At 59.9% G+C, this 25,365-nt stretch carries 27 protein-coding genes; 15 read left to right on the forward strand and 12 right to left on the reverse strand.

The genetic code is table 11. The features are described 5' to 3' along the window. Positions 1-88: 88 nt before the first annotated feature. Together ACTJJ7_RS16035 and ACTJJ7_RS16040 are read right to left on the reverse strand one after the other, a co-directional pair. Entirely contained in the window at positions 89-718 is a 630-nt protein-coding gene (locus tag ACTJJ7_RS16035) for an ATP-dependent Clp protease proteolytic subunit (RefSeq protein ID WP_105735509.1), read from the reverse strand. Positions 719-864: 146 nt separating this feature from the next. Further along, complete coding sequence (locus ACTJJ7_RS16040; protein WP_440968049.1) at positions 865-1,968, reverse strand: NAD(P)/FAD-dependent oxidoreductase; 1,104 nt, start codon at positions 1,966-1,968, stop codon at positions 865-867. Between the two features lie 40 nt (positions 1,969-2,008). On the opposite strand from ACTJJ7_RS16040, the gene ACTJJ7_RS16045 reads away from it, so the two are divergent. After that, positions 2,009-2,344, forward strand: coding sequence for a barstar family protein (locus tag ACTJJ7_RS16045; RefSeq protein ID WP_440968051.1), 336 nt, complete (start codon positions 2,009-2,011; stop codon positions 2,342-2,344). An 18-nt stretch (positions 2,345-2,362) separates the two neighbouring features. Beyond that, positions 2,363-3,613, forward strand: a complete 1,251-nt coding sequence (locus tag ACTJJ7_RS16050; RefSeq protein ID WP_440968053.1) for a cytochrome P450 — start codon at positions 2,363-2,365, stop codon at positions 3,611-3,613. Positions 3,614-3,626: 13 nt separating this feature from the next. Here ACTJJ7_RS16050 and ACTJJ7_RS16055 read toward each other — a convergent pair whose 3' ends face one another. The 5 genes from ACTJJ7_RS16055 to ACTJJ7_RS16075 form a co-directional block, all read right to left on the reverse strand. After that, positions 3,627-3,977 (reverse strand): cupin domain-containing protein, encoded by a 351-nt coding sequence (locus tag ACTJJ7_RS16055; RefSeq protein WP_440968055.1) that lies wholly within the window; start codon positions 3,975-3,977, stop codon positions 3,627-3,629. Positions 3,978-3,981: 4 nt separating this feature from the next. Next, the gene (locus tag ACTJJ7_RS16060) at positions 3,982-5,268 is read right to left on the reverse strand and encodes an O-acetylhomoserine aminocarboxypropyltransferase (protein ID WP_440968057.1); all 1,287 of its coding nucleotides are present in this window, start codon (positions 5,266-5,268) and stop codon (positions 3,982-3,984) included. 63 nt (positions 5,269-5,331) lie between these two features. Then, positions 5,332-5,856: a CoA-binding protein gene (locus tag ACTJJ7_RS16065; RefSeq protein ID WP_105735521.1), complete on the reverse strand. Its 525-nt coding sequence runs from the start codon at positions 5,854-5,856 to the stop codon at positions 5,332-5,334. 4 nt (positions 5,857-5,860) lie between these two features. Further along, positions 5,861-6,676 carry an enoyl-CoA hydratase gene (locus ACTJJ7_RS16070; protein WP_440968059.1) on the reverse strand — a complete coding sequence of 272 codons (816 nt, stop codon included), beginning with the start codon at positions 6,674-6,676 and terminating at the stop codon, positions 5,861-5,863. A 34-nt stretch (positions 6,677-6,710) separates the two neighbouring features. Further along, on the reverse strand, positions 6,711-7,250 hold the full coding sequence (locus tag ACTJJ7_RS16075) for a hypothetical protein (RefSeq protein WP_440968061.1): 540 nt from the start codon (positions 7,248-7,250) through the stop codon (positions 6,711-6,713). Positions 7,251-7,339: 89 nt separating this feature from the next. Here ACTJJ7_RS16075 and ACTJJ7_RS16080 point away from each other — a divergent pair, with 89 nt between their 5' ends. The 6 genes from ACTJJ7_RS16080 to ACTJJ7_RS16105 all read left to right on the forward strand — a co-directional run bounded on the left by ACTJJ7_RS16080 (position 7,340) and on the right by ACTJJ7_RS16105 (position 11,929). Beyond that, positions 7,340-7,756: a PaaI family thioesterase gene (locus ACTJJ7_RS16080; RefSeq protein ID WP_105735526.1), complete on the forward strand. Its 417-nt coding sequence runs from the start codon at positions 7,340-7,342 to the stop codon at positions 7,754-7,756. Between the two features lie 282 nt (positions 7,757-8,038). Continuing rightward, complete coding sequence (gene rplM / locus ACTJJ7_RS16085; RefSeq protein WP_105735528.1) at positions 8,039-8,503, forward strand: 50S ribosomal protein L13; 465 nt, start codon at positions 8,039-8,041, stop codon at positions 8,501-8,503. A gap of 2 nt (positions 8,504-8,505) precedes the next feature. Beyond that, on the forward strand, positions 8,506-8,982 hold the full coding sequence (gene rpsI, locus ACTJJ7_RS16090; RefSeq protein WP_105735530.1) for a 30S ribosomal protein S9: 477 nt from the start codon (positions 8,506-8,508) through the stop codon (positions 8,980-8,982). Positions 8,983-9,109: 127 nt separating this feature from the next. After that, positions 9,110-10,060 (forward strand): agmatinase, encoded by a 951-nt coding sequence (speB, locus tag ACTJJ7_RS16095; protein WP_105735532.1) that lies wholly within the window; start codon positions 9,110-9,112, stop codon positions 10,058-10,060. 86 nt (positions 10,061-10,146) lie between these two features. Beyond that, complete coding sequence (gene argC / locus ACTJJ7_RS16100; RefSeq protein ID WP_440968063.1) at positions 10,147-11,082, forward strand: N-acetyl-gamma-glutamyl-phosphate reductase; 936 nt, start codon at positions 10,147-10,149, stop codon at positions 11,080-11,082. After that, a complete protein-coding gene (locus ACTJJ7_RS16105) occupies positions 11,075-11,929 on the forward strand; it encodes an aminoglycoside phosphotransferase family protein (protein WP_440968065.1) in 855 nt (284 codons plus the stop codon). The genes argC and ACTJJ7_RS16105 overlap by 8 nt, the downstream gene beginning before the upstream one ends. On the opposite strand, the gene arsK is transcribed toward ACTJJ7_RS16105, so the two are convergent. Next, positions 11,918-13,132 (reverse strand): arsenite efflux MFS transporter ArsK, encoded by a 1,215-nt coding sequence (gene arsK, locus ACTJJ7_RS16110; protein ID WP_440968067.1) that lies wholly within the window; start codon positions 13,130-13,132, stop codon positions 11,918-11,920. The genes ACTJJ7_RS16105 and arsK overlap by 12 nt on opposite strands. Positions 13,133-13,225: 93 nt before the next feature. After that, complete coding sequence (locus ACTJJ7_RS16115; protein ID WP_440968069.1) at positions 13,226-14,326, reverse strand: COX15/CtaA family protein; 1,101 nt, start codon at positions 14,324-14,326, stop codon at positions 13,226-13,228. 190 nt (positions 14,327-14,516) lie between these two features. Here ACTJJ7_RS16115 and ACTJJ7_RS16120 point away from each other — a divergent pair, with 190 nt between their 5' ends. Beyond that, positions 14,517-14,732, forward strand: a complete 216-nt coding sequence (locus ACTJJ7_RS16120; protein WP_105735541.1) for a DUF2842 domain-containing protein — start codon at positions 14,517-14,519, stop codon at positions 14,730-14,732. A gap of 1 nt (position 14,733) precedes the next feature. Here the strand turns inward: ACTJJ7_RS16120 and ACTJJ7_RS16125 are convergent, their stop codons facing one another. After that, positions 14,734-15,750, reverse strand: coding sequence for a polysaccharide deacetylase family protein (locus tag ACTJJ7_RS16125; protein ID WP_440968071.1), 1,017 nt, complete (start codon positions 15,748-15,750; stop codon positions 14,734-14,736). A gap of 168 nt (positions 15,751-15,918) precedes the next feature. On the opposite strand from ACTJJ7_RS16125, the gene ACTJJ7_RS16130 reads away from it, so the two are divergent. Continuing rightward, positions 15,919-17,049 carry a GNAT family N-acetyltransferase gene (locus tag ACTJJ7_RS16130; protein ID WP_440968073.1) on the forward strand — a complete coding sequence of 377 codons (1,131 nt, stop codon included), beginning with the start codon at positions 15,919-15,921 and terminating at the stop codon, positions 17,047-17,049. 6 nt (positions 17,050-17,055) lie between these two features. Here ACTJJ7_RS16130 and ACTJJ7_RS16135 read toward each other — a convergent pair whose 3' ends face one another. Next, positions 17,056-19,278 (reverse strand): GumC family protein, encoded by a 2,223-nt coding sequence (locus ACTJJ7_RS16135; protein WP_440968075.1) that lies wholly within the window; start codon positions 19,276-19,278, stop codon positions 17,056-17,058. Between the two features lie 233 nt (positions 19,279-19,511). Between ACTJJ7_RS16135 and ACTJJ7_RS16140 the strand changes: the two genes are divergently transcribed. The 5 genes from ACTJJ7_RS16140 (at position 19,512) to ACTJJ7_RS16160 (ending at position 24,591) form a co-directional block, all read left to right on the forward strand. Next, on the forward strand, positions 19,512-20,033 hold the full coding sequence (locus tag ACTJJ7_RS16140; RefSeq protein WP_130269493.1) for a polysaccharide biosynthesis/export family protein: 522 nt from the start codon (positions 19,512-19,514) through the stop codon (positions 20,031-20,033). Positions 20,034-20,042: 9 nt separating this feature from the next. Beyond that, positions 20,043-21,179, forward strand: a complete 1,137-nt coding sequence (locus ACTJJ7_RS16145) for a glycosyltransferase family 4 protein (RefSeq protein WP_440968077.1) — start codon at positions 20,043-20,045, stop codon at positions 21,177-21,179. A 91-nt stretch (positions 21,180-21,270) separates the two neighbouring features. Then, the gene (locus ACTJJ7_RS16150; RefSeq protein WP_440968079.1) at positions 21,271-22,812 is read left to right on the forward strand and encodes an undecaprenyl-phosphate glucose phosphotransferase; all 1,542 of its coding nucleotides are present in this window, start codon (positions 21,271-21,273) and stop codon (positions 22,810-22,812) included. Then, a complete protein-coding gene (locus ACTJJ7_RS16155; RefSeq protein ID WP_105735552.1) occupies positions 22,809-24,068 on the forward strand; it encodes an O-antigen ligase family protein in 1,260 nt (419 codons plus the stop codon). Before ACTJJ7_RS16150 ends, ACTJJ7_RS16155 begins: the two co-directional genes overlap by 4 nt. A gap of 256 nt (positions 24,069-24,324) precedes the next feature. Next, positions 24,325-24,591, forward strand: coding sequence for a hypothetical protein (locus tag ACTJJ7_RS16160; protein WP_105735554.1), 267 nt, complete (start codon positions 24,325-24,327; stop codon positions 24,589-24,591). Here the strand turns inward: ACTJJ7_RS16160 and ACTJJ7_RS16165 are convergent. Then, entirely contained in the window at positions 24,569-25,363 is a 795-nt protein-coding gene (locus ACTJJ7_RS16165) for an ABC transporter ATP-binding protein (RefSeq protein WP_105735556.1), read from the reverse strand. The genes ACTJJ7_RS16160 and ACTJJ7_RS16165 overlap by 23 nt on opposite strands. Positions 25,364-25,365: the final 2 nt, after the last annotated feature.

The following is a 25,365-nucleotide window of genomic DNA, read 5'->3' on the forward strand; positions in this document are numbered from 1 at the left end:
GGCCTGCATGCAAGCCAGATGTGTGGCAAAAAGTCCGCATCCGGGTCAAAAAAAGTTCATTCCCGACCCGGTGCGGCCATTTAGCCGGTTACTTTGTATCCCCTTCGATGATCGCACGGGATTCGAGCACCTTGTCGATAAGACCGAACTCGAGTGATTCCTGTGCCGTCATGAAGTGGTCGCGGTCGAGAGTCTTCTCGATTGTCTCGTAGTCGCGGCCCGTGTGTTTGACATAGATCTCGTTGAGGCGGCGCTTCATTTTGATGATGTCCTGGGCATGGCGCTCGATGTCCGATGCCTGGCCCTGGAAACCGCCTGACGGCTGGTGCAGCATGATGCGGGCGTTGGGCAGCACGAAGCGCATGTCCTTTTCACCGGCTGTCAGAAGCAGCGAACCCATCGAGGCGGCCTGACCGAAGCACAGGGTCGAAACGGCCGGGCGGATGAACTGCATGGTGTCGTAGATCGCCATGCCCGACGTGACCACGCCGCCGGGTGAATTGATGTAGAGGTTGATCTCTTTCTTCGGATTTTCCGATTCAAGGAACAGAAGCTGGGCGCAGATCAGCGTCGCCATGCCGTCCTCGATGGGTCCGGTAATGAAAATGATGCGTTCTTTCAGCAGGCGCGAGAAAATATCATAGGCCCGCTCGCCCCGGTTGGTCTGCTCGACGACCATGGGTACGAGGTTCATTGCTGTTTCGATTGGATCTCTCATCGGTGGGCCTCAGCGTTTTTGGAGAACAAGGGGAGCAAAAGCCCCCAGATTCGTGGATTACACATTCGATACATAGGGCGTTGCCACCCTGTTCCGCAAGATGTTCTGCCGCCATCCCGTAAGGAGCGCAAGCGCAGGACCGCTTTTTACGCGGCTTCCGCCCGCAACCAGCGCTGCAGCAGCGGCACATCGCCGGTTCCCAGCGTTTGCGCAACCCGCCGCCCGACAGCCGCGCCGAATTTGTATCCGTGTCCGGAACAGGCCGAGACGACGAGGCATTTGTCCCGTTCCACGGCGAAAAACCGCTCATCGTCCGTGAAGGTGTAGGCGCATGTCACGACGCTGCTCACCCGGTATTCGCCAATCCGCTGCAGCGGCGGGGCGAAGAGGTCGCGGATCGCCTCGCCCTCGCCCGCCTCGGCGACACGAGCAGCGTCGGCATCGGCCGATTTGCGCTTGTGCAGGCCCGAACCGAATTTCAGGCCGCCGCCGCCGCTGGCCGGAATGATATAGCCGTCGGTACGCCCGCCCACATCGAGCACAACGGGAGAATGCTCCCAGGCTGCCTGCAAATCCGCAGGCGGTTCGAGATAGACCACGGCCGTCCGGTAGGTGGTGAGGGACGAGACGAGATCGGGGAACAGTTTTGTCACCCAGGCCCCTGCCGTCACCACCACCTTGTCGGCTGTGATCACCGTGCCGTCCGCAAGGGTTACCGCACCCGCGGCGCTGTCGACGGCGGTCACCACGGTGTTTTCCAGAAGCGTGGCGCCATGTGCACGCAGCCAGCGCGCCATGTCCCCGGCGATCCTGCGGCAATGCAGCGCTCCGCCTTCCGGCGAGAAGAACGCATAGCGGAACGTGCCCGCTTCCAGATAACCATAGCGCCTTATGGCTTCGGCCGGCTCATAAAGCTCAAGGGGATAACCGCCCTGCTCGAGCCCCTTGCGGTATTCCTCGGCGTCATCGCCCGCTTCGCGCGATATGCAGATGAAGCCGCGCGGATCGAGATGGCTCGCGCCGATATCCTGCCACAGCTCATCCCACGCCGCATAGGCCTCGGAAATCGCATCGGCATACCCGCCGGCGGCACCATAGGCGCGGCGGATGATGCGGTGATGATCACCGGAGGCTGCCAGCGGGTTTGGTATCGGCCCCTGCTCGATCAGCGTCACCGCATGACCGGCCTTGGCCAGCGACCAGGCGCTGGACAGTCCGGCAATTCCTGCTCCGACGATGGTGATTTTCATGATGGGGTCCTGCTATGACTGCTGAAGGAGGGAGATTCGCATGCAATATGAAACCATTCGCATCGATTGCTCAAACATTTTCGACGCGCAGAGCTTTCACCGCGTGTTTGCCGCCGCGTTTGGCTTCCCCTCCTTCTACGGCGCCAACATGGACGCCTGGATCGATTGCATGACATCGCTTGATGCACCCGATGACGGCATGACGTCCGTCACTGTTGGCAAAGGCGGCATCGTGGTGCTGCAGCTCGATGCTGCCACACAGATGCGCACCCGCTGCCGCCGTGTCTATGACGACCTTCTCGACTGCGCTGGTTTCGTTAGCTGGCGCCGCATGCAAAGCGGTGATCCGCCCATTCTCTGTCTCTCCTTCGCTTGACCCACGGTATATCTGATCATGACACCTGCCACACCAGCCTCATTCCAGTTCACGCCTGCCACCCGCCATCTGCGGCTCGATCCGCACGATCAGGTCTTTGTGCAGAATCCCTATGGCGCCTATGCCGCGCTGCATGCGCAGACATCGGCGTTCTTCTGGGAGGAATACGGGTTCTGGTGTTTCATCGGCTATGACGGCGTCAACAAACTATTGCGCGACCGCCGCTTCGGCCGGGAAAACCGCCATGGCATCGCTGATTCCCAGGGCAATACCGGTGATCGTGCACACCTCAAAGACTTCGACCACGTCGAAAAATTCTCGATGCTGGAGCTGGAACCGCCCACCCACACCCGGCTGCGCACGCTGGTGAACCGCGCCTTCGTCTCCAGGCAGGTGGAAAGGCTGCGCCCGCGCATCGAAACGCTGGCGCACACGCTGATCGACCGCTTCGAGGCAAAGGGCAAAGCCGATCTCATCGCCGATTTCGCCACGCCCATTCCCGTCACCGTGATTGCCGAAATGCTTGGGGTGCCGACGGAAGCGGCGCCGCGGCTTCTCGACTGGTCGCACCGCATGGTTGCGATGTACATGCATGGCCGCAACCGCCGGTCGGAAGACAGCGCCAATGCCGCCGCCGCCGAATTCTCCGGCTTCCTCAGGGACTATGCCGGACGGCGGCGCAGCGAACCGGCCGACGATCTTCTCAGCCTGCTGCTGGCGGCCGAGGCGGACGGTGCGAAACTCTCCGAGGACGAGCTGATCACCACCGCAATCCTGCTGCTCAATGCCGGGCACGAAGCCACGGTGCACCAGACCGGCAATGCGGTCAAAACCATTGTGGAAAGCGGCCGCAGCGCCGCCGCACTGTTTCACGATGCCGATTCGACGGCGCGAACGGTCGAGGAATGCCTGCGCTTCGACGCGCCGCTGCATATGTTCACGCGCTACGCCTATGAGGAGATCGACCTTGGCGATGGCATTGCGGTGAAGCCCGGCGACCAGATCGGCCTGATGCTGGGCGCAGGCAACCGCGACCCCAATGCTTTCGCCGAGGCCGGTGTCTTTCTGCCGGAACGGTCAGACCAGAAAAACCTGTCCTTTGGCGCGGGTATCCATTTCTGCATTGGCGCGCCGCTGGCGCGGCTGGAACTGCAGGTCTCGCTCAAAGTGCTGTTCGACCGGCTTCCCGGGCTGCACTTCAAGCAAGCGCCGCGCTTCAAGGATACCTATCATTTCCATGGACTGGAGCGCTTGGACGCGGAGTGGTAAGCAAGAATGGGCGCTACAACCGGATCACATATTCCTTGCGGGTGGTTTCGATGACTTCCCAGGTGCCGCGAAAGCCGGGGCGCAGCACAAAACTGTCTCCCGCCTGCAAATGCTGCTCCCTGCCGCCCTCTTCCGTGACGACCGAACGGCCGGAGAGGATGTGGCAGAACTCCCACTCGTCATAGACGATGCGCCATTTGCCCGGCGTTGCTTCCCAGATCCCGGCATAGAGGCCGCCATCGGCCTCGTCGCAGTTCCAGGTGCGGAACTGCGGATCGCCCGCGATCACCCGGTCCGCCGCCGGGGCGCCGTGTTCGGGATCGATGCTGCCGAAATCGATGGTGACAAAATGCGATGATGTCATGGGCTTATCCCGCCTTCGTCAGTGCCTGGTCGAGATCGGAAATCAGATCCTCGACGGTCTCGATGCCGATGGACAGCCGCACGACATCCGGCCCCGCACCCGCGGCGATCTTCTGTGCATCGCTCAATTGCCGGTGCGTGGTCGATGCGGGATGAATGATCAGGGATTTGGTATCGCCGATATTGGCCAGATGCGAAAACAGCTGCAGGTGTTCGACCAGCTTGACCCCGGCTTCATAGCCGCCCTTCAGCCCGAAAGTGAACACCGCACCGGCGCCGCGCGGCGCATATTTCTGCTGCAGGGCATGATAGGGATCATCAGGCAGACCGGCATAGCTGACCCAGGCCACCTTTGCATGGCCGGAAAGCCATTGCGCCACTTTCAGCGCATTGTCCGCGTGGCGCTGCATGCGCAGCGGCAAGGTTTCGATGCCGGTCAGGATCTGGAACGCGTTGAACGGCGACAGCGCCGGCCCGAGATCGCGCAACCCAAGCACACGGCAGGCGATGGCAAAGGCAAAATTGCCGAAGGTTTCGTGCAGCACGATGCCATTATATTCGCTGCGCGGCTCGGACAACAGCGGATAGTGGCCGGATTTCGACCAGTCGAACGTGCCGCAATCGACAATCACGCCGCCCATGGAATTGCCGTGGCCGCCGAGGAATTTGGTCATGGAATGCACGATGATATCGGCGCCGTGCTCGATGGGGCGGATGAGATAGGGCGATGCCAGCGTGTTGTCGACGATCAGCGGCAGGCCATGCTTGTGGGCGATGGCGGCGATCGCCTCGATATCGGTGACGATACCGCCGGGATTGGCAAAGCTTTCGATGAAGATCGCGCGCGTCCGGTCATCAATCTGCGCTTCGAACGAGGCGAGATCGTCGGGCTCCGCCCAGCGCACATGCCAATCGAAGGACTTGAACGACTGGCCGAACTGATTGATGGAGCCGCCATAGAGTTTTTTGGAGGCGATGAAATTGTCGCCGGGCTGCATCAATGTGTGAAAAACCAGCAGCTGTGCCGCATGGCCCGACGCAACCGCCAGCGCGGCAGTCCCGCCTTCCAGTGCAGCCATGCGCTCTTCGAGCACCGCATTGGTCGGATTGGTGATGCGGGTATAGATATTGCCGAACGCCTTCAGACCGAACAGTGACGCGGCATGGTCGGCATCGTCGAAAACAAAGGCTGTCGTCTGGTAGATCGGCGTGGCGCGCGCGCCGGTTGCCGGATCAGGCTGGGCGCCCGCATGCACGGCAAGAGTCTCAATTCCGGGTGCGCGGTGCGCCATGGTTCATCTCCCTGTCATTCCTGATTTTTCCATACGCTATGGGATTGCGGCTTTGCCGCCAACCTATTTTGGCGATCTGAGGCCAAAACTCTGGAAGCCCTGCCGCATCTGCGGTTTTTTCGCCGACAGGATGCGCGAATTGACGCCGCTCCAGCCGATCTCGCCGCACAGCCGCGCATATTCGATCTTGGGGCAGCGATTCATCACCACCTGGATACCAGCCGCTTCCGCCTTGCGCGCCGCTTCGTCGTGGCGGACGGTCAACTGCGTCCAGATGACCTTTGGCAATGGCTTCAGCGCCAGGACTTCATCGACAATCGCCGGCACGGCCTCGGAGGCGCGGAATACGTCGACCATGTCGATGGCTTCGGGGATATCGGCGAGGCGCGCAAAAACCTTCTGGCCGAGAATGTCCTTGCCCGCCTGTCCCGGATTGACCGGTATGACCCGGTAGCCCTTGTCGATCAGGTACTTCATGACAAAGAAGCTTGGCCGCACCTCATTGGCTGATGCGCCCACCATGGCAATGGTTTTGACGGATGAAAGAATGCCGCTGATATAGTCGTCCGGATAATGATCGTGATCCATGCGCTTATTCGCCCGTCCATTCCGGCTTGCGCTTTTCGATGAAGGCGTTGATGCCTTCCTCCGCATCGCGCGCCAGCATGTTTTCTACCATCACCTGCGCCGTGTAGGCGTAGGCCTCTGAAAGTCCCATTTCGGCCTGCCGGTAAAAGCCTTCCTTGCCAGTCTTGACGGTTAAAGTCGATTTCTCCGCAATGGCTTGGGCGTATTTCCTGACAATCGGATTCAGGTACTCCTCCGGCACCACGCGGTTGACCAAGCCGAACTCCCGTGCCGTTGAGGCATCGATGGTCTCGCCGGTCAGGAGCATTTCCATGGCCTGTTTGCGCGAGACGTTGCGCGACAGGGCCACCATGGGCGTGGAGCAGAAAAGACCGATATTGACGCCCGGCGTGCAGAATGTCGCCTTGTCGGAGCAGATCGCCAGATCACAGGAGGCGACAAGCTGGCATCCCGCCGCTGTGGCAAGGCCGCCAACCGCGGCAATCACCGGCCTTGGATGATGCACGATGGCCTGCATCAGCTCGGCGCAGAGCTGCATCGTCTCTTCGAAAAATGCCCGGCCGCGGTCGGCGTCCTGCCGGTGCGCCGTCAGTTCCTTCAGGTCATGGCCCGCCGAAAACAGCTTCTGCGCCGAATCGATGATGATCACCCGTACAGCCTTGTCGTCCCGCGCCGCCTGCAAATGATCGAGCAGCAGACGCATCATGGCGAGCGAAAGCGCATTGGCAGGCGGATTCTGCAATGTCAGGCGCAGAACGCCCGAGGCAAGCTCATGTCCGACGATTGGTTCATCCTTGCGGATAATGTGAACTTCTCCCATGTCGCTCCTCGTTGCCATGCCCGTACAACCGCGGTCAGAGGCTGGTCCATTGTTTATAGAGTGGTTTGATCGAACTCATATGCTTTTTGACAATAGCCAGATTCTCTTCCGACGGGCGCGCTTTCTCGACCGTTGCCAATCCGCTTTTCAGTCCGTCAATCATTTCCGCCTTCTGCTTGTCAGACAGGTTGGGCATGGACGGGATGGAGGCGATGGCCTTTTCCACCTCCTCGCGCGGATCGGGATTGGTCACCCAATGATAGGTTACCATGATGGTTCTTGTGGTTTCGCCCCAGTCATTGAAATCCTTGAAGCCATATTCCACCGCCTTCTTGTCCAGCCGCGCCGTTGCTTCGGGTGAAAGGACGGCGTTGCCCGCAGCTTCTTCCTTCATCTGCGCGCCAACGGGCGCAAAGCTGTAGAGAAAGCGCTTGATGATGTCCTGGGTCAGCGTCACCGGCCGGATCGGCAGGCTGAAGGGTTCGATCTGCGGCGCGGTCTGCGCAAGGGACGGCGTCACGGGCGTTGCCGCCAGAACGGCAATGAAAAATAGCGCGGATCGGAGCAGCGTCATGACTGGCTTCCTTGCAAAGAAAACACGGATGATTAGGAATACCAGCGATCAACGCCAGAGAACAGATGGAGTGCCCTTTGGAAACGGCAATGGATGTAACAGCGTTAACGGCCTTTCTGGAGCGCGAATTTCCGCAGGTGAACGCGGACGGGGTGGCCTTTACCGTTACCGGTGCAGGGCCGGGTTATGCCACGATGCGGCTTGATCCGGCGGACCGGCATCTGCGCCCCGGCGGCACGGTATCAGGCCCTACCCTGTTTGCCCTTGCCGATATTGCAGCCTATGTGGCGATCCTCGCACAGATCGGCCCCATCGCCCTTGCGGTGACAACCAATCTCAACATCAACTTCCTGCGCAAGCCGCAACTCGGGCCCATCGATGCCACGGCAAAGGTGCTCAAGCTGGGCAAACGGCTCGCGGTGATGGATATCGCGCTCACCAATGGCGAAGACAACGAACTGGTGGCCCATGCCACCGCGACCTATTCGATTCCGCCGCGCAGCTAGGGCTGCAAGCGGGCTTAAAATCCCGCAAAGCGCTGCAAATCCGGGCAAGAAGCATGTGGTAATATAATACCTTTTTCGTAAGCCATTGCTTTATAAAGAATATTTGTCAAAACTGCCAAAAACATCTGCTTGACGTGATCCCGTTGGGCCGGTATTGAACCCCTCGACTGCGGTAGGTTCTTCCTGCCGCATTTAACTGTTGTGCGGATGTTCGTCATTCACACAACGCAAGCAACAAGAAAAGCCTTCCTATGTGAAGGATGATCTCAAGGACGAACACAAATGGCTACCTTCACCCAGAAGCCGGCAGATGTGACGAAAAAGTGGATCCTGATTGACGCCGAAGGTCTCGTCGTCGGCCGTCTCGCCACCATCGTTGCCAACATCCTGCGCGGCAAGCACAAAGCAACCTTCACCCCTCACGTTGACGATGGCGACAATGTCATCATCATCAATGCCGAAAAGGTTGCCTTCACCGGTAAGAAGTTTACCGACAAGGTTTACTACTGGCACACCGGCCATCCCGGCGGCATCAAGGAACGCACTGCCCGTCAGCTGCTCGAAGGCCGTTTCCCGGAACGCGTCGTCGAAAAGGCTGTTGAGCGCATGGTTCCCCGTGGTCCGCTCGGCCGTCGCCAGATGAAGAATCTGCGCGTTTACGCAGGTTCCAATCACCCCCATGAAGCGCAGGCACCCGTCGTTCTCGACGTTGGCGCGCTGAATTCCAAGAACAAAAGGAGCGCATAAGAATGGCTGAGCTCAATTCGCTCGCAGATCTCGGTACTGCCGCCGCATCGACGCAGGCAGCTGCACCGGTTCATGTCCAGAAGCTCGACGCCAATGGCCGTGCCTATGCAACAGGCAAGCGTAAGGATGCGGTCGCCCGCGTCTGGATCAAGCCAGGTTCCGGCAAGATCGTCATCAACGACAAGGAATACGGCAAGTATTTTGCCCGTCCGGTTCTGCAGATGATCCTGCAGCAGCCAATCGTTGCTGCCAACCGCGCCGGCCAGTACGACATCATCGCGACCGTTGCCGGTGGCGGTCTGTCCGGTCAGGCCGGTGCCGTTCGTCACGGCATTTCCAAGGCCCTCACCTACTTCGAACCTGCCCTGCGCGGTGTTCTGAAGAAGGGTGGTTTCCTCACACGCGACAGCCGCGTTGTTGAACGCAAGAAGTACGGCAAGGCGAAGGCCCGTCGTTCCTTCCAGTTCTCGAAGCGCTAATCCAGCGTTTCCATTGGACAGAACAGAAAGCGGGCCTTCGGGTCCGCTTTTTTGTTGCGCATAAACAGGTTTGCGGTAGCTTCGCCACCCAGCAGACGACGCAGACACTCCCGGAGTTAGAAATCCAATGCCATCGAAGACCATCGATCACGCCTTTACCGCACGGTCCCTGACCAGCGCTGCGACCGATCCCACGCATGCGGGAGCTCTGTCCTTCATGCGCCGGCGTTATACGAAGAATCTGAACGGTGCTGATGTGGTCGTCTGGGGCATTCCCTTCGACGCGGCGGTTTCCAACCGGCCGGGTGCGCGGTTCGGTCCGCAGGCCATCCGGCGGGCATCGGCGATTTTCGACAATGACCCGCAATATCCCTTCCAGCGCGATCTGTTCGAAGACCTCGCCGTCATCGATTACGGCGATTGCCTGCTCGACTACGGCAATCATCAGAAAACCCCGGCGACAATTGAGCGCGAAGCGGCCAAGATCGTCAAATCGGGTGCGTTCCTGCTCTCCATGGGCGGCGATCACTTCGTCACCTGGCCCATCCTGAAAGCACATGCCGCCAAGCACGGACCGGTGGCGCTGGTGCAGTTCGACGCACATCAGGACACCTGGTACGATGACGGCAAGCGCATCGACCACGGCTCCTTTGTCGGCCGGGCGGCGCGCGACGGCGTCATCGATCCCGCGCATTCCATTCAGGTCGGCATCCGCACCCATGCGCCGGATGATTGCGGCCTGCAGATCGTTTATGGCTACGACGTCGAGGAAATGTCGGCTGCCGAGATTGCCAAAGCCATCATCAAGCGCACGGCGGGCAAACCCGTCTATCTCACCTTCGACATCGACTGCCTCGACCCGGCCTTTGCCCCCGGAACCGGTACGCCCGTTGCCGGCGGCCCGTCCTCGGCGAAAATCCTTTCGGTGCTGCGCCATCTGACGGAACTCAATATCGTCGGCGCCGATGTGGTGGAGGTCGCCCCCGCCTATGACCATGCGGATGTGACGGCCATCGCCGGTGCCACAATAGCGATGTACTATCTTGGTATTCTCGCGGAGAAAAAAGCCAAGCGATGAAGCTGATCTTTTGATTCAGGGTTCTTACATATCGAATCCGGTTTTCTCGCTAACTCACTGAATACCAAGCTTCAAAGGCATCTGACATGAAACCGAAAATCTTTATCGACGGCGAACACGGCACCACAGGACTGCAAATCCGGACACGGCTGGCCGGCCGTCATGATCTCGACGTCCTCTCCATTCCGGAAGCCGAGCGGCACAACAAGGACATGCGCGCCGACTTCCTGAAGAGCGCTGATGTGGCAATCCTGTGCCTGCCCGACGATGCGTCGAAGGAGGCCGTTGCCATTCTCGACGGCCATAATTCCACGCGGATCATCGATACATCGACGGCGCACCGGATTCATCCAGACTGGGCCTATGGCTTTGCCGAGCTTGACCGGGCGCAGCGGCAGAAAATCGCCGATGCCCGGCTGGTGGCCAATCCCGGCTGCTATCCGACCGGCGCGATCTCGCTTGTCCGGCCGCTGCGCGATGCGGGCATTCTTCCCGGCGACTACCCGATCACCGTCAATGCGGTTTCCGGCTATACCGGCGGCGGCAAGCAGATGATCGCGCAGATGGAAGACCCGGCCAATCCCGAGCATATCAGCGCCAATAACTTTCTTTACGGCTTGCCGCTCAAGCACAAGCACGTGCCGGAACTGCAGACGCACGGTCATCTCGACCGGCGTCCGATTTTCAGCCCCAGCGTTGGCCGCTTTGCGCAGGGGATGATCGTGCAGGTTCCTGTATTCACCGCTGATCTCAACGGCAATGCCTCGCTCGAATCCATCCATGCCGCCCTGACAGCCCACTATCAAGGCCAGGACATCGTGCAGGTGGTGCCGCTGGCGCAGAGTGCATCGCTGGCAAGGATCGATGCGGAGGAACTGCATGACACCGACATCATGAAGCTGTTCGTGCTCGGCACCGAAGGCCAGGGTGAGGTCAACCTCGTGGCGCTTCTTGACAATCTCGGCAAGGGCGCATCCGGCGCGGCTGTGCAGAATCTGGATCTTATGCTGAACAATGGCTGATAGCATACACGAGACGTTTCCTGCCGAATGGCAGATATCCTCTCCGGAACTGTTCGTTGAAACCCATACCAGCCGCATCATCATGGTGCGGCTGGCTGACGGCACGCCCGCCGTGGTGAAGGCACTCAACGAAACCGGCATGCAGGAAGAGTTGCGCGGCGCGCACTATCTCGACTGGCACGATGGCCATGGCTCCATCCGCCTGCTGGCAGAAAAAGGCAATCTGCTGCTGCTCGAATATGCCGGAAGCCGCACCCTATTGGATCATCTCAACGCGCATGGCGACGACGCGGCGACGGCCATTTCCGTCGACGTCCTGCTGAAACTTCTGGGCAACAACGGCAAGGGCAAATCCTTCGCGCCGGACCTGCGGCCATTGCGCGAACAATATGCCAGCCTGTTCAAGAAAGCAGAAATCGACCGGAAACAGGGTGATGCCAGCATTTTTGTTGAAGCGGCGGGGATTGCCGACAGGCTGCTCGGCAATCCGGCGGATGTTCAGCCCCTGCACGGCGATGTTCATCACGAAAACATTCTTCTGGGCGAGCGCGGCTGGCTGGTCATCGATCCCAAGGGGCTTCTCGGCGATCCGATGTACGATGCCGCCAACATGTTCTACAACCCCGTGGAGCGGCAGGATCTGCGCGCCAGCGACCAGCGTATTGCCACCATGGCCCTCACCTTCTCCCGCGCGTTCAACCGCGATATCAGAACCATCCTCGGCTATGCCATGTCCCACGCGGCCCTGTCGGCCTCGTGGCACACGGAAGATGAGAATTTCGAGGAAGCCGAGCGAAGCCTGGACGTGGCGCGGGCAGCGCAACGGGTGATGGCCTCACTGGGTTGAGCGCCTGATCAGGCTGGCAACCGCAAGGAATGTCAGGACGCCGAGAATGCCGGCTATGGCGGCAACCGACAAGGCCAGCGCCGGTCCGAGCTTTTCCATGATGAAAGCGAAAATGAACGGCGCGGATGATGACACGATCAGTCGCGCCGAGGTGATCTTGCCCAGAATTGCGCCATAGCTCTGATGTCCGAACAGCGCCAGCGGCAGGGTCCCCTGCACAATGCTGTTGAGCCCCGATCCCATGCCGAACAGCATGGCGAACACCACGGCGCTTGCCACAAGCGGGATGGGCAGCGGCGCAATCAGCATCAGGAACGACAGGGGTATCAAGGCCGTCGACAGCACGGCGATCGACATCGCCGACAGCTTGGCGCCGAAAACCATGTTTACCAGACGCGCTGCGAACTGCGATGGCCCGAAGATGGCGCCGACGAGTACGGCGGAGGTTCCCACGCCGACGGCGGCCAGCACCGGCACGAGGTGGACGAGCATGGCCGACAACGAAAAGCTTGCCAGCGAGAACCCGGCCATGATCAGCAGCAACGCCGAACGCCTGTTCTCGGCGGGCAGTTGGCCGCTGACGCCCCTGGCGGGTTCATCGGCGCGCTCCTCATGCAGCTTTGGCGAGCGCCGCGTCATCTGTGATAACCAGAAATGGATGGGAAAGCAGATGAAGACCTGCAATCCCGCGTAGAACAGATAAATCTCCCGCCAGGTAAACACCGTCAGCAGACGTGTTGCCAGTGGCCAGAACAGGGTCGAGGAAAACCCGGCTATCAGCGTCAGATAGGTGATCCGGCGCGGCGCCGTCTGCGGATCGATCTGCACAAGCACGGCAAACGCGGTGTTATAAAGGATGAACGGCGTTGCCATCCCCGTTGTCACGAGCGCCGGAGCGAACCAGATCCAGCTTTGCGACAGGACGCAGAGGATGAGTGACAGTGCTGCGGCGAGCGAGCCGAATGTCATCACCCGCCCTGCTCCGAAGCGGTCTGCCCAGCGGCCGGACCATGGCGAGATGATGCCGCCGATCAGAAGCGTGCCGGAGAAGGCCGCAAACAGCCATTGCCGCGACTGGCCGAACTCCTGCGCCATGGCCGGTTCGAGAATGCTGAAACTGTAATAGAGCGTGCCGTAACTGACGATCTGCGTGACACCCAGACCTGTAACAGCGGCCAGTGAGCGTCTTGCGCTAAGAATCATGATGGTTGCTTTCGATACGGCGGGAATGCCGCGCTGTCCGTAGCCAGCGAAGCTCTCGAATCACTACACCGAGTCTTTGCGCAAAGACAGCCGCTACGAGCGTGCGGCGGAAATTTCCGTTGGCAAGGGATAGGCGCCCTTGGTTGCACGCCAATGAGCAACCGCAAAGCCAAGGATGACGATGGCAAATCCCTGATGCAAAAGACCCAGGCCCATCGGCACCTGCATCAGCAGCGTGGTGATGCCGATGGCTGCCTGCAGGAGGACAAGGACCACCAGGAATATCGCGCGCCGCGCATGGGTTGTACCCGGCAGGCGCCGCACCGTCGATACTGCCTGCCACAGCGCCGCAAGCAGCACGAAATAGGCAAAGCAGCGGTGAACGAACTGCACGGTTTTCGGGTTCTCGAAGAAATTGTGCCAGATCGGCTGGATCGGGAACATGTCGCCGGGAATGACGGCGCCATCCATCAGCGGCCAGGTATTGTAGGAAAGACCGGCATCGAGGCCCGCGACCAATGCGCCGAGGTAAATCTGGATGAAGACAAACAGCACGAACCAGCCAGCGAGCCGCTGGATGCCGCTTCCAGCAGGGCGTTCGGAATAGACGGCAAGGCCCCGCGCCACATACATCACGGCGGCAAAAATGATGCAGGCCAGTGTCAGGTGCGTCGCCAGCCGGTACTGGCTGACATCGACGCGGCCGCTGAGACCCGATGCAACCATCCACCAGCCCACGGCGCCCTGCAAGCCGCCAAGCGCCAGAATGCCGATCATGCGCGGCTTCAGCAGCCGTTCAAGCCGTCCGGTCAGCCAGAAGAAGGCAAGCGGGATGGCGACGAGGAAACCGACGCCCCGCGCCAGGAACCGGTGCGACCACTCCCACCAGAAAATGCGCTGGAATTCGCCAAGGCTCATGCCCTTGTTGAGCTGCTCATACTGGGGAATGAGCTTGTATTTCTCGAATTCTTCCAGCCATTGCACGTGGTTCAAGGGCGGGATGATGCCGTGGATTGGCTTCCATTCGGTGATTGAAAGGCCCGAACCCGTCATGCGCGTCGCACCGCCCACAAGAACAATCGTGGCAAGCACAAGCAGCACCAGATAGAGCCACACGCGGATCAGCCTGCGGTTGCGCGCTTGGCGATCTCCGGCGGAGGACACAGCGCCTTCTGATAGTGTGTGGGCGGCCATTCAAAACACTCCTGTAACTGGCCGGATAGGTGCAGCATATGCGCCGGGATGACAAGCCGGGTTTACGCGACAAGCCGTCGCGTTTTTGCCGCAAGGGGGGCTTTTTTGCTTTTCGCCTGCGGCTTAACCGGTTAGATGAAACCCTTGCGCACGTGTTGCAGATGAAAAAGACCAGAACTGGAATGGATTCATGCCCGTAAGGCTCAAGAAACTCATCGGAACCATCCTGCTGGTTACCCTGGTTTGCGTCTACGCCATCGTCGCCACGATCTTCGCCGTGGCACTGCTTGCCAATGCCAGCCCGTGGATCCACCTGATCTATTTTCTTGGCACCGGCCTGCTCTGGGTCATTCCGGCCATGTTCATCATCAGCTGGATGGAAAAGGCACCAAAGAAAAAAGCTTAATTCAGGCCTGGATGACGCGCCGTCCGGCATTGGCGATCGGCGTTGTCACACCGCTCATCATCGTCTTCGCATAGACAAGCTTCTGAAAACGGCCATTGATCGAAATGCGCGGCAAGGCATGCAGCGTATCGCGGTGTTCGGCATGGATGGTGCCGTGGCGCGTGGTGACCGCCGACAGAAAACCTTCCGACGCCGCAATGTCGGCTTCCCGCCGTCCGGCAGCCTTGACCGAGCCGTAGGGATAGGCAAAATGCTGCGGCCGCCGCCCGAGCTGATCCTCGATCATCCCCGCTGACAGATGCATTTCCTGCGCGACCATGCCCGCCGTCAGCTTTTTCAGATTGTAATGATGCACCGTATGGCCGCCGATGGTGCATAGCGGATCGCGGTTCATCTGGCGGATTTCGTTCCAGCTCATCACGTCGCGGTCTGGCGCGACGCTGCACACCATATCCTGCGCCGCGCACATCTCGCGCAGCACAGGCATCTGTTCCAGTTCGGTCAGCGTATATGAGAAATACCGCATAATGGCATGGAATGCCGATCTTTTCTGGGAAAGCGTCCCGCATCGCCATTCCGGTCCGTCGGGGATGCGGATGAAATCCGCCTTGGCTACAAGGCTTTCAACGACTTCCCACCACAGCACCGCCGCCCCTTCGATGAAACCCGGCGCGACATACACGACGAAGGGCACCGCATGCTTCTGGAAGACAGGATAGGCATGACGGAAATTATCGTTGTAGCCATCGTCAAGTGTCACCGCGACGAAGCGCCGGCCGGGGCGTTTGCCGCTCTTCACCCGTTCGACCACCTCGTCCATGGAGATGAAGTCGGTTCCCTCGGATTTGAGTGAAACGATGATCTGTTCAAGGAACGCCGGGGTGATGGACAGGGAGCGCGTCACGCCAAGCGGGCTGACGCAGTCCGGACGGACGCGATGCAGCATGATGATCGAGCCCAGCCCGCCAAAATGCTCGCGCGCCGTCGACGCAAAACCGGTGTGCCACGCCAGTCGCATCACGGCCTTTCGTATCAAGTCGGCCGCGTGGACCATTCCTTCACCAATTCGCGCTAATAGGCATGTTGAAACGGGATCGTGACCGTCATTTCATGCAGATTAAGTGTTTATATATCGTTGATCAACGGCATGGTATTTGACGCAATACCGCTTTCACTGGAACCCGCCATGCCTTTATCCCATCTCGATCCAAGAATCATTGCGGCGCCCGGTGAAATCGCAACAATCTGGCAGTCGCTGCCCCAGAACCATGTCTGCGGCCCGGCACAGTCCGAAGATTGGGTTTCCCTCTGGCAGTCGACTGTCAATCCGGATTGCCTGCTCGCCTGCCTCTATGCCGGAGAAATGCCGGTCTTTGTTCTGCCGCTGGAGATCAGCCGGTCCGGCCCCTTCAGGATCGCGGCCTACCCCGGCGGGCCGCATGCCAACTGCAACTTCCCGGTTGTTTCCCCCGCGCATCCCGTCAGCCCCGGCGAGCTGAACCGGCTCTTCGCGGCCCTGCACCAGATGCGGCCGGACATCGACCTCGTCATGCTGGAACGGCAGCTTCCGCTGCTCGACGGTTGCACCAACCCGCTGCTGCACCTGCCGAACCGGGAAAACGCCAATATCAGCCTGGCCATCACGTTGGACCACAGTTTTCAGACGGTTCTCGAACGCCACAACGCCAAGCGCAAGAAGAAAAAGCACCGCAACAGCATCGGCAAGTTTGCAGAGGCTGGCGGTTATCGCATTGTCACGGCAACGGTACCCAGCGAGACCGATGCCATGCTTGAGAACTACCTTGCGAACAAGGCGGAAAAATTTGCCAGATCCGGGATCAGGAACACGTTTGAGCCTGAGGAAATTCAGCGTTTCTTCCGGCAATTGTTTGCCCGGCATGCGGCGAAGGAACACCCCTTGTTCCAGCTCAAAGCCGTGGAGGTCGCCGGGCGCTATCGGGCAGTCCTCGGCAAATCCCGGGCGAGAACGCAGACCTTCATCGACTTCATCGGCATTGCCGAGGATGACATGAGCAATGCCAGTCCGGGTGAGTTCCTGTTTTTCGAAGACATTCAGGACAGCTGTAACACCGATCTTGCCTTCTACAGTTTCGGGGTCGGCGACGAACCGTACAAGCGGAACTGGTGCGATGTCGAAACGCGGCTCTATGACACGCAGCACAGCCTGACGGCCAAGGGCTACGCCTGTGCCGCCTACCGCACCGCCCGCGGCACTCTCGTGCGTACCGTCAAGAGGAATGACCGCCTGTGGGCCACGGTGAAAAAACTGCGGTCCCGGCTTTTCGGCCGCGCCTGAACGGCGTCAGTGCTGGTGGCTCATGGCTCCGGCGCGGACGATCAGCCCATCATCCAGCTCAAGCGAACCATCCTCAAACGGCGTGAGAAGCTCAGGCTTGATGAACTCACCATCAAACAGCGCCATGGATATCGCCTTGACGTCGCGGTCTTCAGGATCGACCAGGCTCAGCACAAGTTCCGAACCATCGTCGACAATGTGCTTCAGCTCGGCTGCCGTGGCCGGCCCGCTGTCGATCACCACCAGATCATAGGCCGACTGCAAGGCATTGAGGATCATTGGCAGGCGCCCGATGGACTGCATGGCCTTGACGGGGTCATGGGTGCCGAGGGGAATGAGTTCGGCCTGCGAATAATGGTCGGCATGAATGACTTCGCTGAACGACCGCTCATTGGCCAGAAGATCGGTCATTCCGGCAAGGTTCTGGCCATCCAGCATGGAACGGCCGATTTCACCCGATCCGGTCATATCGATCAGAACAATCCGCACGCCGCGGTCGGCAAGTTCCCGCACCAGCAATATGGTCAGCGCAGAGGCCTCATCCCCTTCCGGCGACACGACGACCGCGCGCGCGGCACCGCTTGCCATCAGGCGGTCGGCAACACCTGCAATACCGGAATGGTCGGTATGATGATCGGGACTTTGCGCGGACGGCACTGCCCGAACCGGCGCAGCAACCGGCAATGGCGTAAATACCGGTGCAGCAACCGGCAATGGCTCGGCATGCACGGGCTTGCTGCTTTCAACCGGCGGCACAGGCGCTGGCGCCACTTTCGGGAGAGCAACCACTTTGGGTTCCGCCGCACCAGCATCTGGAATGGCCGTGTGGGCAGGACGTAAGGCCCGGCCGCTGAACAAAGCGCTGAGCAGCGTGCCGATGCTGAGGATCAGCAGCGAGGCGACAAAGGCCGCGCCGGTCATCGGGAGAACCTTGGGGAAATAGGGTTCAACCGGCTTATCGGCGCGGGAAAAGATGCGGACATCGGCGGGCAGATAGCCGCGATCCGTGCGCGAGGACGCCTCGCGGTAGCGGGTCAGGTATGATTCGAGCAGCTGGCGCTGCGCCGCAGCCTCGCGCTCCAATGCCCGCAATTCCACTTCCTCTTCGCCGGCCTTGGATGATTGCGCCTTCAAGCCGTTGAGGGTCCGCGTCAGTTCAGACTCGCGCAGGCGGGCCGTTTCCGCTTCGTTTTCAAGGCTGCCAAGCACTTTGCGGGCTTCCAGCCGGATCTGCTGATCGAGATCGGCCAGCTGCGACCGCAAAGCCTTGATGCGCGGATGACCGCTCAGCAGGGATGCAGACAGATCGGCAATATCATTGTTGAGCTGAACCTGGCGTTCGCGCAGCCGCTGGATCAGCGGCGACGCCATCACGTCGGGCAGCGTTTCAACCGGTGCGCCCTTGGCAAGAGCCGTGCGCACGCTGGCGGCCTTGGCCTCGCTGGCAGCCTTGTTGGCACGCACGCGCGACAATTCCGACGACAGTTCAGACAGCTGCTGCGTTGCCAGCACCGCATTGTTCTGGCCAATCAGCAGGTCCGACGAGCTGCGATAGGCGGCGACCTTGGCTTCGGCATCCTTCACCCGCTTGCTCAGATCGGCAATTTCGGGCTCGAGCCAGCCGGTGGCATCGGCATTGGACTGGGATTTCGATGCCTGTTGCGTTGCCACATATTCATCGGCGATGGCATTGGGCACGGCAGCGGACAGCGCGGGGTCCTTGGAGGAAAACTGGATGACGATGACACGCGAATTCTGAACGCTGTAAACCACCAGGCGATCCCGCACGGCCTGCAGGATGTAATCGTCGCGCGCCGTGGCATCGGGATCGGCAGCCAGGCCAAGCTTTGCCAGGATGCGAATCAGCACCGAGGGATCGGCGCCGGCCGCCAGTTCGGCATTGTTGCCCAGATCGAGCTTGGTGATCACCCGCTTCAACAGGTCGGAAGAACCGATAAGCTCCACCTGGCTCTTGATTCCCTCCTGGTCAAGAATAGGCCGGTCGTCGCCCTGTTCGCCGCTGGGGCGGGTAAACACGGATTCGCGCGTCTCGATGAGAATGCGCGTTTCCGCCCGGTATTTGGGTGAAATAAGCGAAAGAACCAGGAATGCCGCCAACGTCAGAAGGATGGCACCCAGCAGCACGCGCGCCCTGTTGCGCCACAAACTGGCAAACAGTGCACCAACGTCAATATCCACGTCACTATCGACAGAGCCAGCCCGAGGCATTCCCCACTCCACTTTGAATGCCGCAATGGTAAAGACCTATGGTAACCAGCGGGTTAAAATATCCGGCACACTCAAGAAGACAGCACAACAAAAGTGCATGCGCAGTTTACCAGCCATTAACCCTAATGAACTGATAATCCCGCTCAGAGTCGAGCGAATTCGTCGCCATTGTTGCAAGGGTTTTTACGGTGTTCAGCAAGCAAATCTTTCTGGTCGCGATCAGCGTTGTGTCGATGACACTTGGCGGCTGCGCCAGTTATCGCCCTGCCCCTGCGGCATTCCATGCAGCCATCAACAAACCCTATCTGCTCGATGCGGGCGACCGGGTGCGCCTGACTGTCTTCGAACAGGAAGGCTTGACCAACACCTACAGCGTCGACCAGGCCGGTTATATCTCGGTACCGCTGATCGGCAGCGTGCCTGCCCGCGGCAAGACAATCCAGCAGATCGAGGCCGCCGTGGCAGCCAAGCTGCGCAAGGGCTATTTGCGCGATCCGGACGTCGCCGTCGAAGTCGACCGGTACCGGCCGGTCTTCGTCATGGGCGAAGTGGGTGCCGCCGGGCAGTACTCCTATGTTCCCGGCATGACCGCCCAGAAGGCGATAGCCGCGGCTGGCGGTTTCAGTGCCCGTGCCAATCAGGGGGACGTGGATATCACCCGCCAGCTCAATGGCGAGATCCTCACCGGCCGCGTGACGATTTCCGATCCCGTCCTGCCCGGTGATACCGTCTATGTACGCGAGCGCTTCTTCTGATCGCGGGAGATGAGCGACAGGCGATCCCTTCGTATTGTTCACTGCTTTCGCGCACCTGTCGGGGGAATATTCCGGCACGTGCGCGATCTCGTTGATGCCCAGGTCAAGGCCGGCCATCAGGTCGGCGTTGTCTGCGACGCCTCGACCGGCGGCGACTTCGAAGAAACCTTGCTGGCGGGTATGCGGGACAAGCTGGCCCTGGGGCTGAAACGCATTGCCATGCAGCGGCAGATCGGTCCGGGCGACCTGATTGCGGCCGTGCGCACCCGCAGCACATTCAAAGCCATGCAGCCGGACATCCTGCATGGTCACGGCGCCAAGGGCGGCATCTACGCCAGACTGTCAGGCTCGCTGCTGCGCCTTTCGGGAAAGCGCGTTGCGCGGTTTTACTCCCCGCATGGCGGCAGCCTGCACTATGCCCCCTCCGCAATGGCGGGCCGCGTGATCTTTCGCATCGAGCGGTTCATGGAGGGGATGACCGACCGGATCATCTTTGTCTCGGCGTTCGAGCGTGACACCTATATCAGCAAGGTCGGCGCGCCGCGCTGCACATCCGCACTGATCTACAATGGTCTGGCGGATGGCGAGTTCGAACCCGTGCAGCCGGACACGGATGCGGCCGATTTCCTGTTCATCGGCGAACTGCGCACCCTGAAAGGACCGGACCTTTTCATCGACGCCCTGGCGGGCGCGGGCAGAATGGGCGGACCGCCGCCGACCGCCGTCATGGTCGGTGACGGCGGTGAGCGCGACCAGCTTGTCCGGCAGGCCGAAGCGGCGGGAATCGGCGCCCAGATCAGGTTCCTGCCGCCCATGCAGGCACGCGCGGCATTTCGTCTTGCCCGGACGGTGGTCATCCCGTCCCGCGCCGAGGCCCTGCCCTATATTGTCCTGGAAGCACTGGCCGCCGGGCGGCCCGTCATCGTCAGCCGTGTCGGCGGCATTCCGGAGATCGTGGGCGATCACTCCGCGGCCCTTGTGCAGCCGGATGCGCAGGCGCTCGCCCGCAAGATGGCGGCTGTCCTCGGCGATCCCGCCGCCCATGCAGCGGCCCTTCCCAACCCCGGCCAGATCAGACAAAGATTCAGCATCGGCGGCATGGCAACACGGCTTGAAAACGAATATTTCGCCGCGCTGAATGAATAGGGTCCAGGGCCTGTCCAAAAGCATTTTTCAGGCAAGCATTTTTTAGCTCATCCGTGATATGACGGATCAATCGAACTCTTCAAGGTGCCGTATGAAAGACAGAAAAGGGGAAACCAGGTTCTCTCGGGATGCCGTGCGCAATCTTGCCGCCGACAACGCGGCAAAACCTGCCGATAAAGCTACACTCAGCCCTGTCGCCTACCAGATTGCCTCGCAATATGCGCGCAACAGCAATTCGCCCGTCATGATCAGCGGCATCATGCGGATCGTGGAATTCCTGATCATCCTCGTGACCGGCATGACGGTCTTCCTGATGTATGTCGGCCCGCATCAGGGAACCGGCTTCAGCTATTTCTTCGCCATTCTGGTGACCGCCATCGTCGGCGTTCTCGTCCTGGAACTTACCGACAGTTACCAGCTTGCGGTGATGCGCAATCCCTTCACCCGGTTCGGGCGCCTGCTGATGGCATGGTCCGGCACATTCGCCCTGATGGCGCTGGCTGCGTTTTTTCTCAAGATCTCGGAAGCCTATTCGCGCATATGGCTCGGCGCCTGGTATGTGTCCGGGCTGATCCTGTTCATTGCCTTTCGCGTGATCATGTCGCGGCTCATCCGCCGCTGGGCCCGCAATGGCAAAATGGAACGCCGCGCCGTCATTGTCGGCGGCGGAAAACCGGCCGAGGATCTGATCCGCTCGATCGAGCAGCAGCCCTACAACGATATCCGCATCTGCGGCGTCTTCGATGACCGGGACGCCAAGCGGTCGCCGCCCGTCGTCGCGGGCTATCCGAAGCTCGGCAACATTTCCGAGCTGATCGAGTTCGCGCGCATCGCCCATATCGACATGCTCATCGTCTCGCTGCCGATCACGGCGGAAGAGCGCGTTCTGGCGCTTCTCAAAAAGCTCTGGGTCCTGCCGGTGGATATCCGGCTGTCGGCCCACAACAATCACCTGCAGTTCCGCCCGCGCGCCTATTCCTACATCGGATCGATCGCCATGATCGATCTGTTCGACAAGCCCATCAACGATTGGGATTCCGTGGCGAAACGGGCTTTTGATATCGTCTTCAGCCTGTTCGGCATCCTTGTCTTCAGCCCGTTCATGCTGGCGACCGCCATCGCCATCCGGCTGGAGAGCAAGGGCTCGGTCATTTTCAAGCAGCAGCGGCACGGCTTCAACAATGAAGTCATTGAAGTCTGGAAATTCCGCTCGATGTATACGGAAATGTGCGACCCGACGGCGCGCAACGCTGTGGTGAAAAACGACCCGCGCGTCACCAAGGTCGGGCGCATCATCCGTAAGACGTCCATCGATGAATTGCCGCAGTTTTTCAATGCGCTGATGGGAACCCTTTCGCTGGTCGGCCCCCGGCCCCACGCCATATCGGCCCATACCCACAATCTGCTCTACAATGAGGTCGTGGACGGATATTTCGCCCGCCACCGGGTGAAGCCGGGCGTGACCGGCTGGGCGCAGATCAATGGCTGGCGCGGTGAAATCGACACGGAAGACAAGATCAAGATGCGGACGGAGTTCGATCTCTACTACATCGAAAACTGGTCCTTGTGGTTCGATCTGAAAATCCTGTTCCTGACACCCGTCCGCCTGCTCAACACGGATAATGCCTATTGAGCGCCACCGCCAATCCCGCTGATTCAGCCCGTATCGAGCGGGCCGTCCGGAACCGCGCGCTGATCCGCATGGTTTCGATGACAGCCGTCGGGTTCGGCGTGTTCCTCAGCGGTTTCGTGATCAATGAACCCGCGCCTTATGAATTGTACATGGCCGCGCTGATCGCGGTCTGGGCGCTCTTCGGTCTGCGCTTCTCGCGCAGCACCGTCGTTCTCCTGGCGACGCTGGTGCTGTTCAATCTTGGCGGGTGGCTGTCCGTGGCGCAGATGGCCGACCTGAAGACCGCGCCCATGTATATGGCCGTGTCGCTGTTTCTCGCGCTCACATCCGTGTTCTTTGCGGCAATCGTCGAAGGCAACCACCGCATCCTGCAGGCGATCTTCAACGGCTATCTGATCGCGGCGGTCTGTACGACCATGCTGGGGTTACTCGGCTATTTCAACGCCTTCCCGGGCGCGGAGGTTTTCACGCGTTATGGCCGCGCGATGGGCGCCTTCAAGGACCCCAACGTCTTCGGCCCCTTCCTGATCCTGCCGATTGCCTGGCTGGTGCATGGCATACTGGTGGGCAATCTGCGGACGCTGCCGCTGCGCCTTGTGCCTACGCTCATCCTCACCCTTGGCGTTTTCCTGTCCTTTTCCCGCGCGGCATGGGGCATGGCCGTGCTGGTCATCGCCGGCCTTGCGCTTGCACTGTTCATCCGCAGCCCGAGCCGCCTCTTCCGCATCAGGATCATTCTGCTTGCCGGGCTGGCTGTCGCGGTTCTTCTCGTCGCCATTGTCATCGCGCTGCAGATTCCCAGCGTCTCGGAACTGTTCTTTGCGCGGGCGCAGCTGGTGCAGGAGTATGACAATGCCCAGTTCGGCCGTTTTGCCCGCCACTGGTACGGCCTGCTGATGTCGGTCGACCACCCCCTCGGCATCGGTCCGCTGGAGTTCGGGCCCATTTATGGCGAAGACACCCACAATATCTGGCTGAAGGCAGCGCTCGACTATGGCTGGACCGGTTTCGTCAGCTACCTCACCCTGACGATGCTGACCCTGGGGCTTGGCCTGCGCATCCTGTTTCGCGACAGGCCGTGGCAGCCCTTCCTGCTGTGCGCTTACCTGACCTATCTCTCGCATGTGGCCATCGGCAATGTCATCGATACCGATCACTGGCGGCATTTCTACATCCTTGTGGGTATCATCTGGGGATGTGTCGCGCTGGAAGCCCGACACGCGCGAACGCCTGCCGTATCCAAAGCAATAATGTAAAACTGTCGCAATATGTTCTACTTGAACGCATTTTGTTCTTATGAGTTTCAATAATATGTTTAATACGGATAAATAAATCGGAACAACAAACCGATAATCACTTATAATATATTTCCAATACCACCCCAGTGCGTTACCTTGAGAAAGACGCAATTTTAACGTAACATCAGGTGGTTAAATCAAATTTCTCATATGAGTGGAATTTATAAACTACCGGTTGCATCCAACACATAAGAATAATGGGTGGAAATGGTCATTGACGTTTTTAGACACCGATAATCCGAACTATTCAAAAGCCGATGGCGAACTCATGCAGCAAGCGCTGGACGAGGCTGCAAGGGTGTTGAAAATCGAAGACGACAACGATCCGGAATGGAAAATCCTGGCGCGTTTTGTCCGTGCCGCCTTCATCATCGGCAACAGGGATGTCGAGGCGATGGCTGGATTTGCCGTGGATGCGGTGCTTGTCCGGCGCAAGGCCGCCGAGAGCACGATCCGTTCTACCCCCGGAAATTACCGATAAACTGGCGGAACGCCGCCGAGGTCGCACCGCTGAACATTTCGGCGGGCGAACCTGCGCAGTCAATCAACCCCTCGCGCATGAACACGACGCGGTTGGAAACGTCGCGGGCAAAATTCATTTCATGGGTCACGACGAGCATCGTCATCCCCTCCTCCGCCAGCGCGCGCATCACCCGCAGCACTTCGCCGACCAGTTCGGGATCGAGCGCCGAGGTGGGTTCGTCAAACAGCATGACCTTCGGCTTCATCGCCAGGGAGCGGGCAATGGCTGCGCGCTGCTGCTGACCGCCGGACAGATGCGCCGGATAGGCATGGCGCTTGTCGGCAATCCCGACCTTCACCAGAAGCGCTTCCGCCTCCTCGATGCACTCCGCCCGCGGGCGTTTGAGCACGTGGACGGGACCTTCGATCAGATTTTGCAGGATGGTCATGTGCGACCACAGATTGAACGACTGGAACACCATCCCGAGTTCGGAGCGGATATGGTCCACCTGCTTCGAACTTGCGGGCACGTTCCTGCCGTGCTTGCTGATCATGTTGATGTGTTCGCCATCCACCCAGATCTCGCCTTCATCGGCGATTTCCAGAAGATTGATGCAGCGCAGGAATGTCGACTTGCCCGACCCGCTCGACCCGAGAATCGAGATGACGTCGCCGTCATGGGCTTCGAGCGAAATGCCGCGCAGAACTTCCAGCGGGCCGAATTTCTTGCGGATATTGCGCACGGAAAGCCGGTTGACGGTCGTTGCGGCGGCGGAAGGTTCATGCACCATGA

The organism is Phyllobacterium sp. 22229 (genome assembly GCF_052056495.1).
Classification (GTDB): domain Bacteria; phylum Pseudomonadota; class Alphaproteobacteria; order Rhizobiales; family Rhizobiaceae; genus Phyllobacterium; species Phyllobacterium myrsinacearum.

Bases quoted from the DNA above. Each gene is read 5' to 3' on its own strand.
- ACTJJ7_RS16035 (WP_105735509.1), bottom strand. From the start codon at position 718: ATGAGAGATCCAATCGAAACAGCAATGAACCTCGTACCCATGGTCGTC.
- ACTJJ7_RS16040 (WP_440968049.1), bottom strand. From the start codon at position 1,968: ATGAAAATCACCATCGTCGGAGCAGGAATTGCCGGACTGTCCAGCGCC.
- ACTJJ7_RS16045 (WP_440968051.1), top strand. From the start codon at position 2,009: ATGCAATATGAAACCATTCGCATCGATTGCTCAAACATTTTCGACGCG.
- ACTJJ7_RS16050 (WP_440968053.1), top strand. From the start codon at position 2,363: ATGACACCTGCCACACCAGCCTCATTCCAGTTCACGCCTGCCACCCGC.
- ACTJJ7_RS16055 (WP_440968055.1), bottom strand. From the start codon at position 3,977: ATGACATCATCGCATTTTGTCACCATCGATTTCGGCAGCATCGATCCC.
- ACTJJ7_RS16060 (WP_440968057.1), bottom strand. From the start codon at position 5,268: ATGGCGCACCGCGCACCCGGAATTGAGACTCTTGCCGTGCATGCGGGC.
- ACTJJ7_RS16065 (WP_105735521.1), bottom strand. From the start codon at position 5,856: ATGGATCACGATCATTATCCGGACGACTATATCAGCGGCATTCTTTCA.
- ACTJJ7_RS16070 (WP_440968059.1), bottom strand. From the start codon at position 6,676: ATGGGAGAAGTTCACATTATCCGCAAGGATGAACCAATCGTCGGACAT.
- ACTJJ7_RS16075 (WP_440968061.1), bottom strand. From the start codon at position 7,250: ATGACGCTGCTCCGATCCGCGCTATTTTTCATTGCCGTTCTGGCGGCA.
- ACTJJ7_RS16080 (WP_105735526.1), top strand. From the start codon at position 7,340: ATGGATGTAACAGCGTTAACGGCCTTTCTGGAGCGCGAATTTCCGCAG.
- rplM (WP_105735528.1), top strand. From the start codon at position 8,039: ATGGCTACCTTCACCCAGAAGCCGGCAGATGTGACGAAAAAGTGGATC.
- rpsI (WP_105735530.1), top strand. From the start codon at position 8,506: ATGGCTGAGCTCAATTCGCTCGCAGATCTCGGTACTGCCGCCGCATCG.
- speB (WP_105735532.1), top strand. From the start codon at position 9,110: ATGCCATCGAAGACCATCGATCACGCCTTTACCGCACGGTCCCTGACC.
- argC (WP_440968063.1), top strand. From the start codon at position 10,147: ATGAAACCGAAAATCTTTATCGACGGCGAACACGGCACCACAGGACTG.
- ACTJJ7_RS16105 (WP_440968065.1), top strand. From the start codon at position 11,075: ATGGCTGATAGCATACACGAGACGTTTCCTGCCGAATGGCAGATATCC.
- arsK (WP_440968067.1), bottom strand. From the start codon at position 13,132: ATGATTCTTAGCGCAAGACGCTCACTGGCCGCTGTTACAGGTCTGGGT.
- ACTJJ7_RS16115 (WP_440968069.1), bottom strand. From the start codon at position 14,326: ATGGCCGCCCACACACTATCAGAAGGCGCTGTGTCCTCCGCCGGAGAT.
- ACTJJ7_RS16120 (WP_105735541.1), top strand. From the start codon at position 14,517: ATGCCCGTAAGGCTCAAGAAACTCATCGGAACCATCCTGCTGGTTACC.
- ACTJJ7_RS16125 (WP_440968071.1), bottom strand. From the start codon at position 15,750: ATGCGACTGGCGTGGCACACCGGTTTTGCGTCGACGGCGCGCGAGCAT.
- ACTJJ7_RS16130 (WP_440968073.1), top strand. From the start codon at position 15,919: ATGCCTTTATCCCATCTCGATCCAAGAATCATTGCGGCGCCCGGTGAA.
- ACTJJ7_RS16135 (WP_440968075.1), bottom strand. From the start codon at position 19,278: ATGCCTCGGGCTGGCTCTGTCGATAGTGACGTGGATATTGACGTTGGT.
- ACTJJ7_RS16140 (WP_130269493.1), top strand. From the start codon at position 19,512: ATGACACTTGGCGGCTGCGCCAGTTATCGCCCTGCCCCTGCGGCATTC.
- ACTJJ7_RS16145 (WP_440968077.1), top strand. From the start codon at position 20,043: ATGAGCGACAGGCGATCCCTTCGTATTGTTCACTGCTTTCGCGCACCT.
- ACTJJ7_RS16150 (WP_440968079.1), top strand. From the start codon at position 21,271: ATGAAAGACAGAAAAGGGGAAACCAGGTTCTCTCGGGATGCCGTGCGC.
- ACTJJ7_RS16165 (WP_105735556.1), bottom strand. From the start codon at position 25,363: ATGGTGCATGAACCTTCCGCCGCCGCAACGACCGTCAACCGGCTTTCC.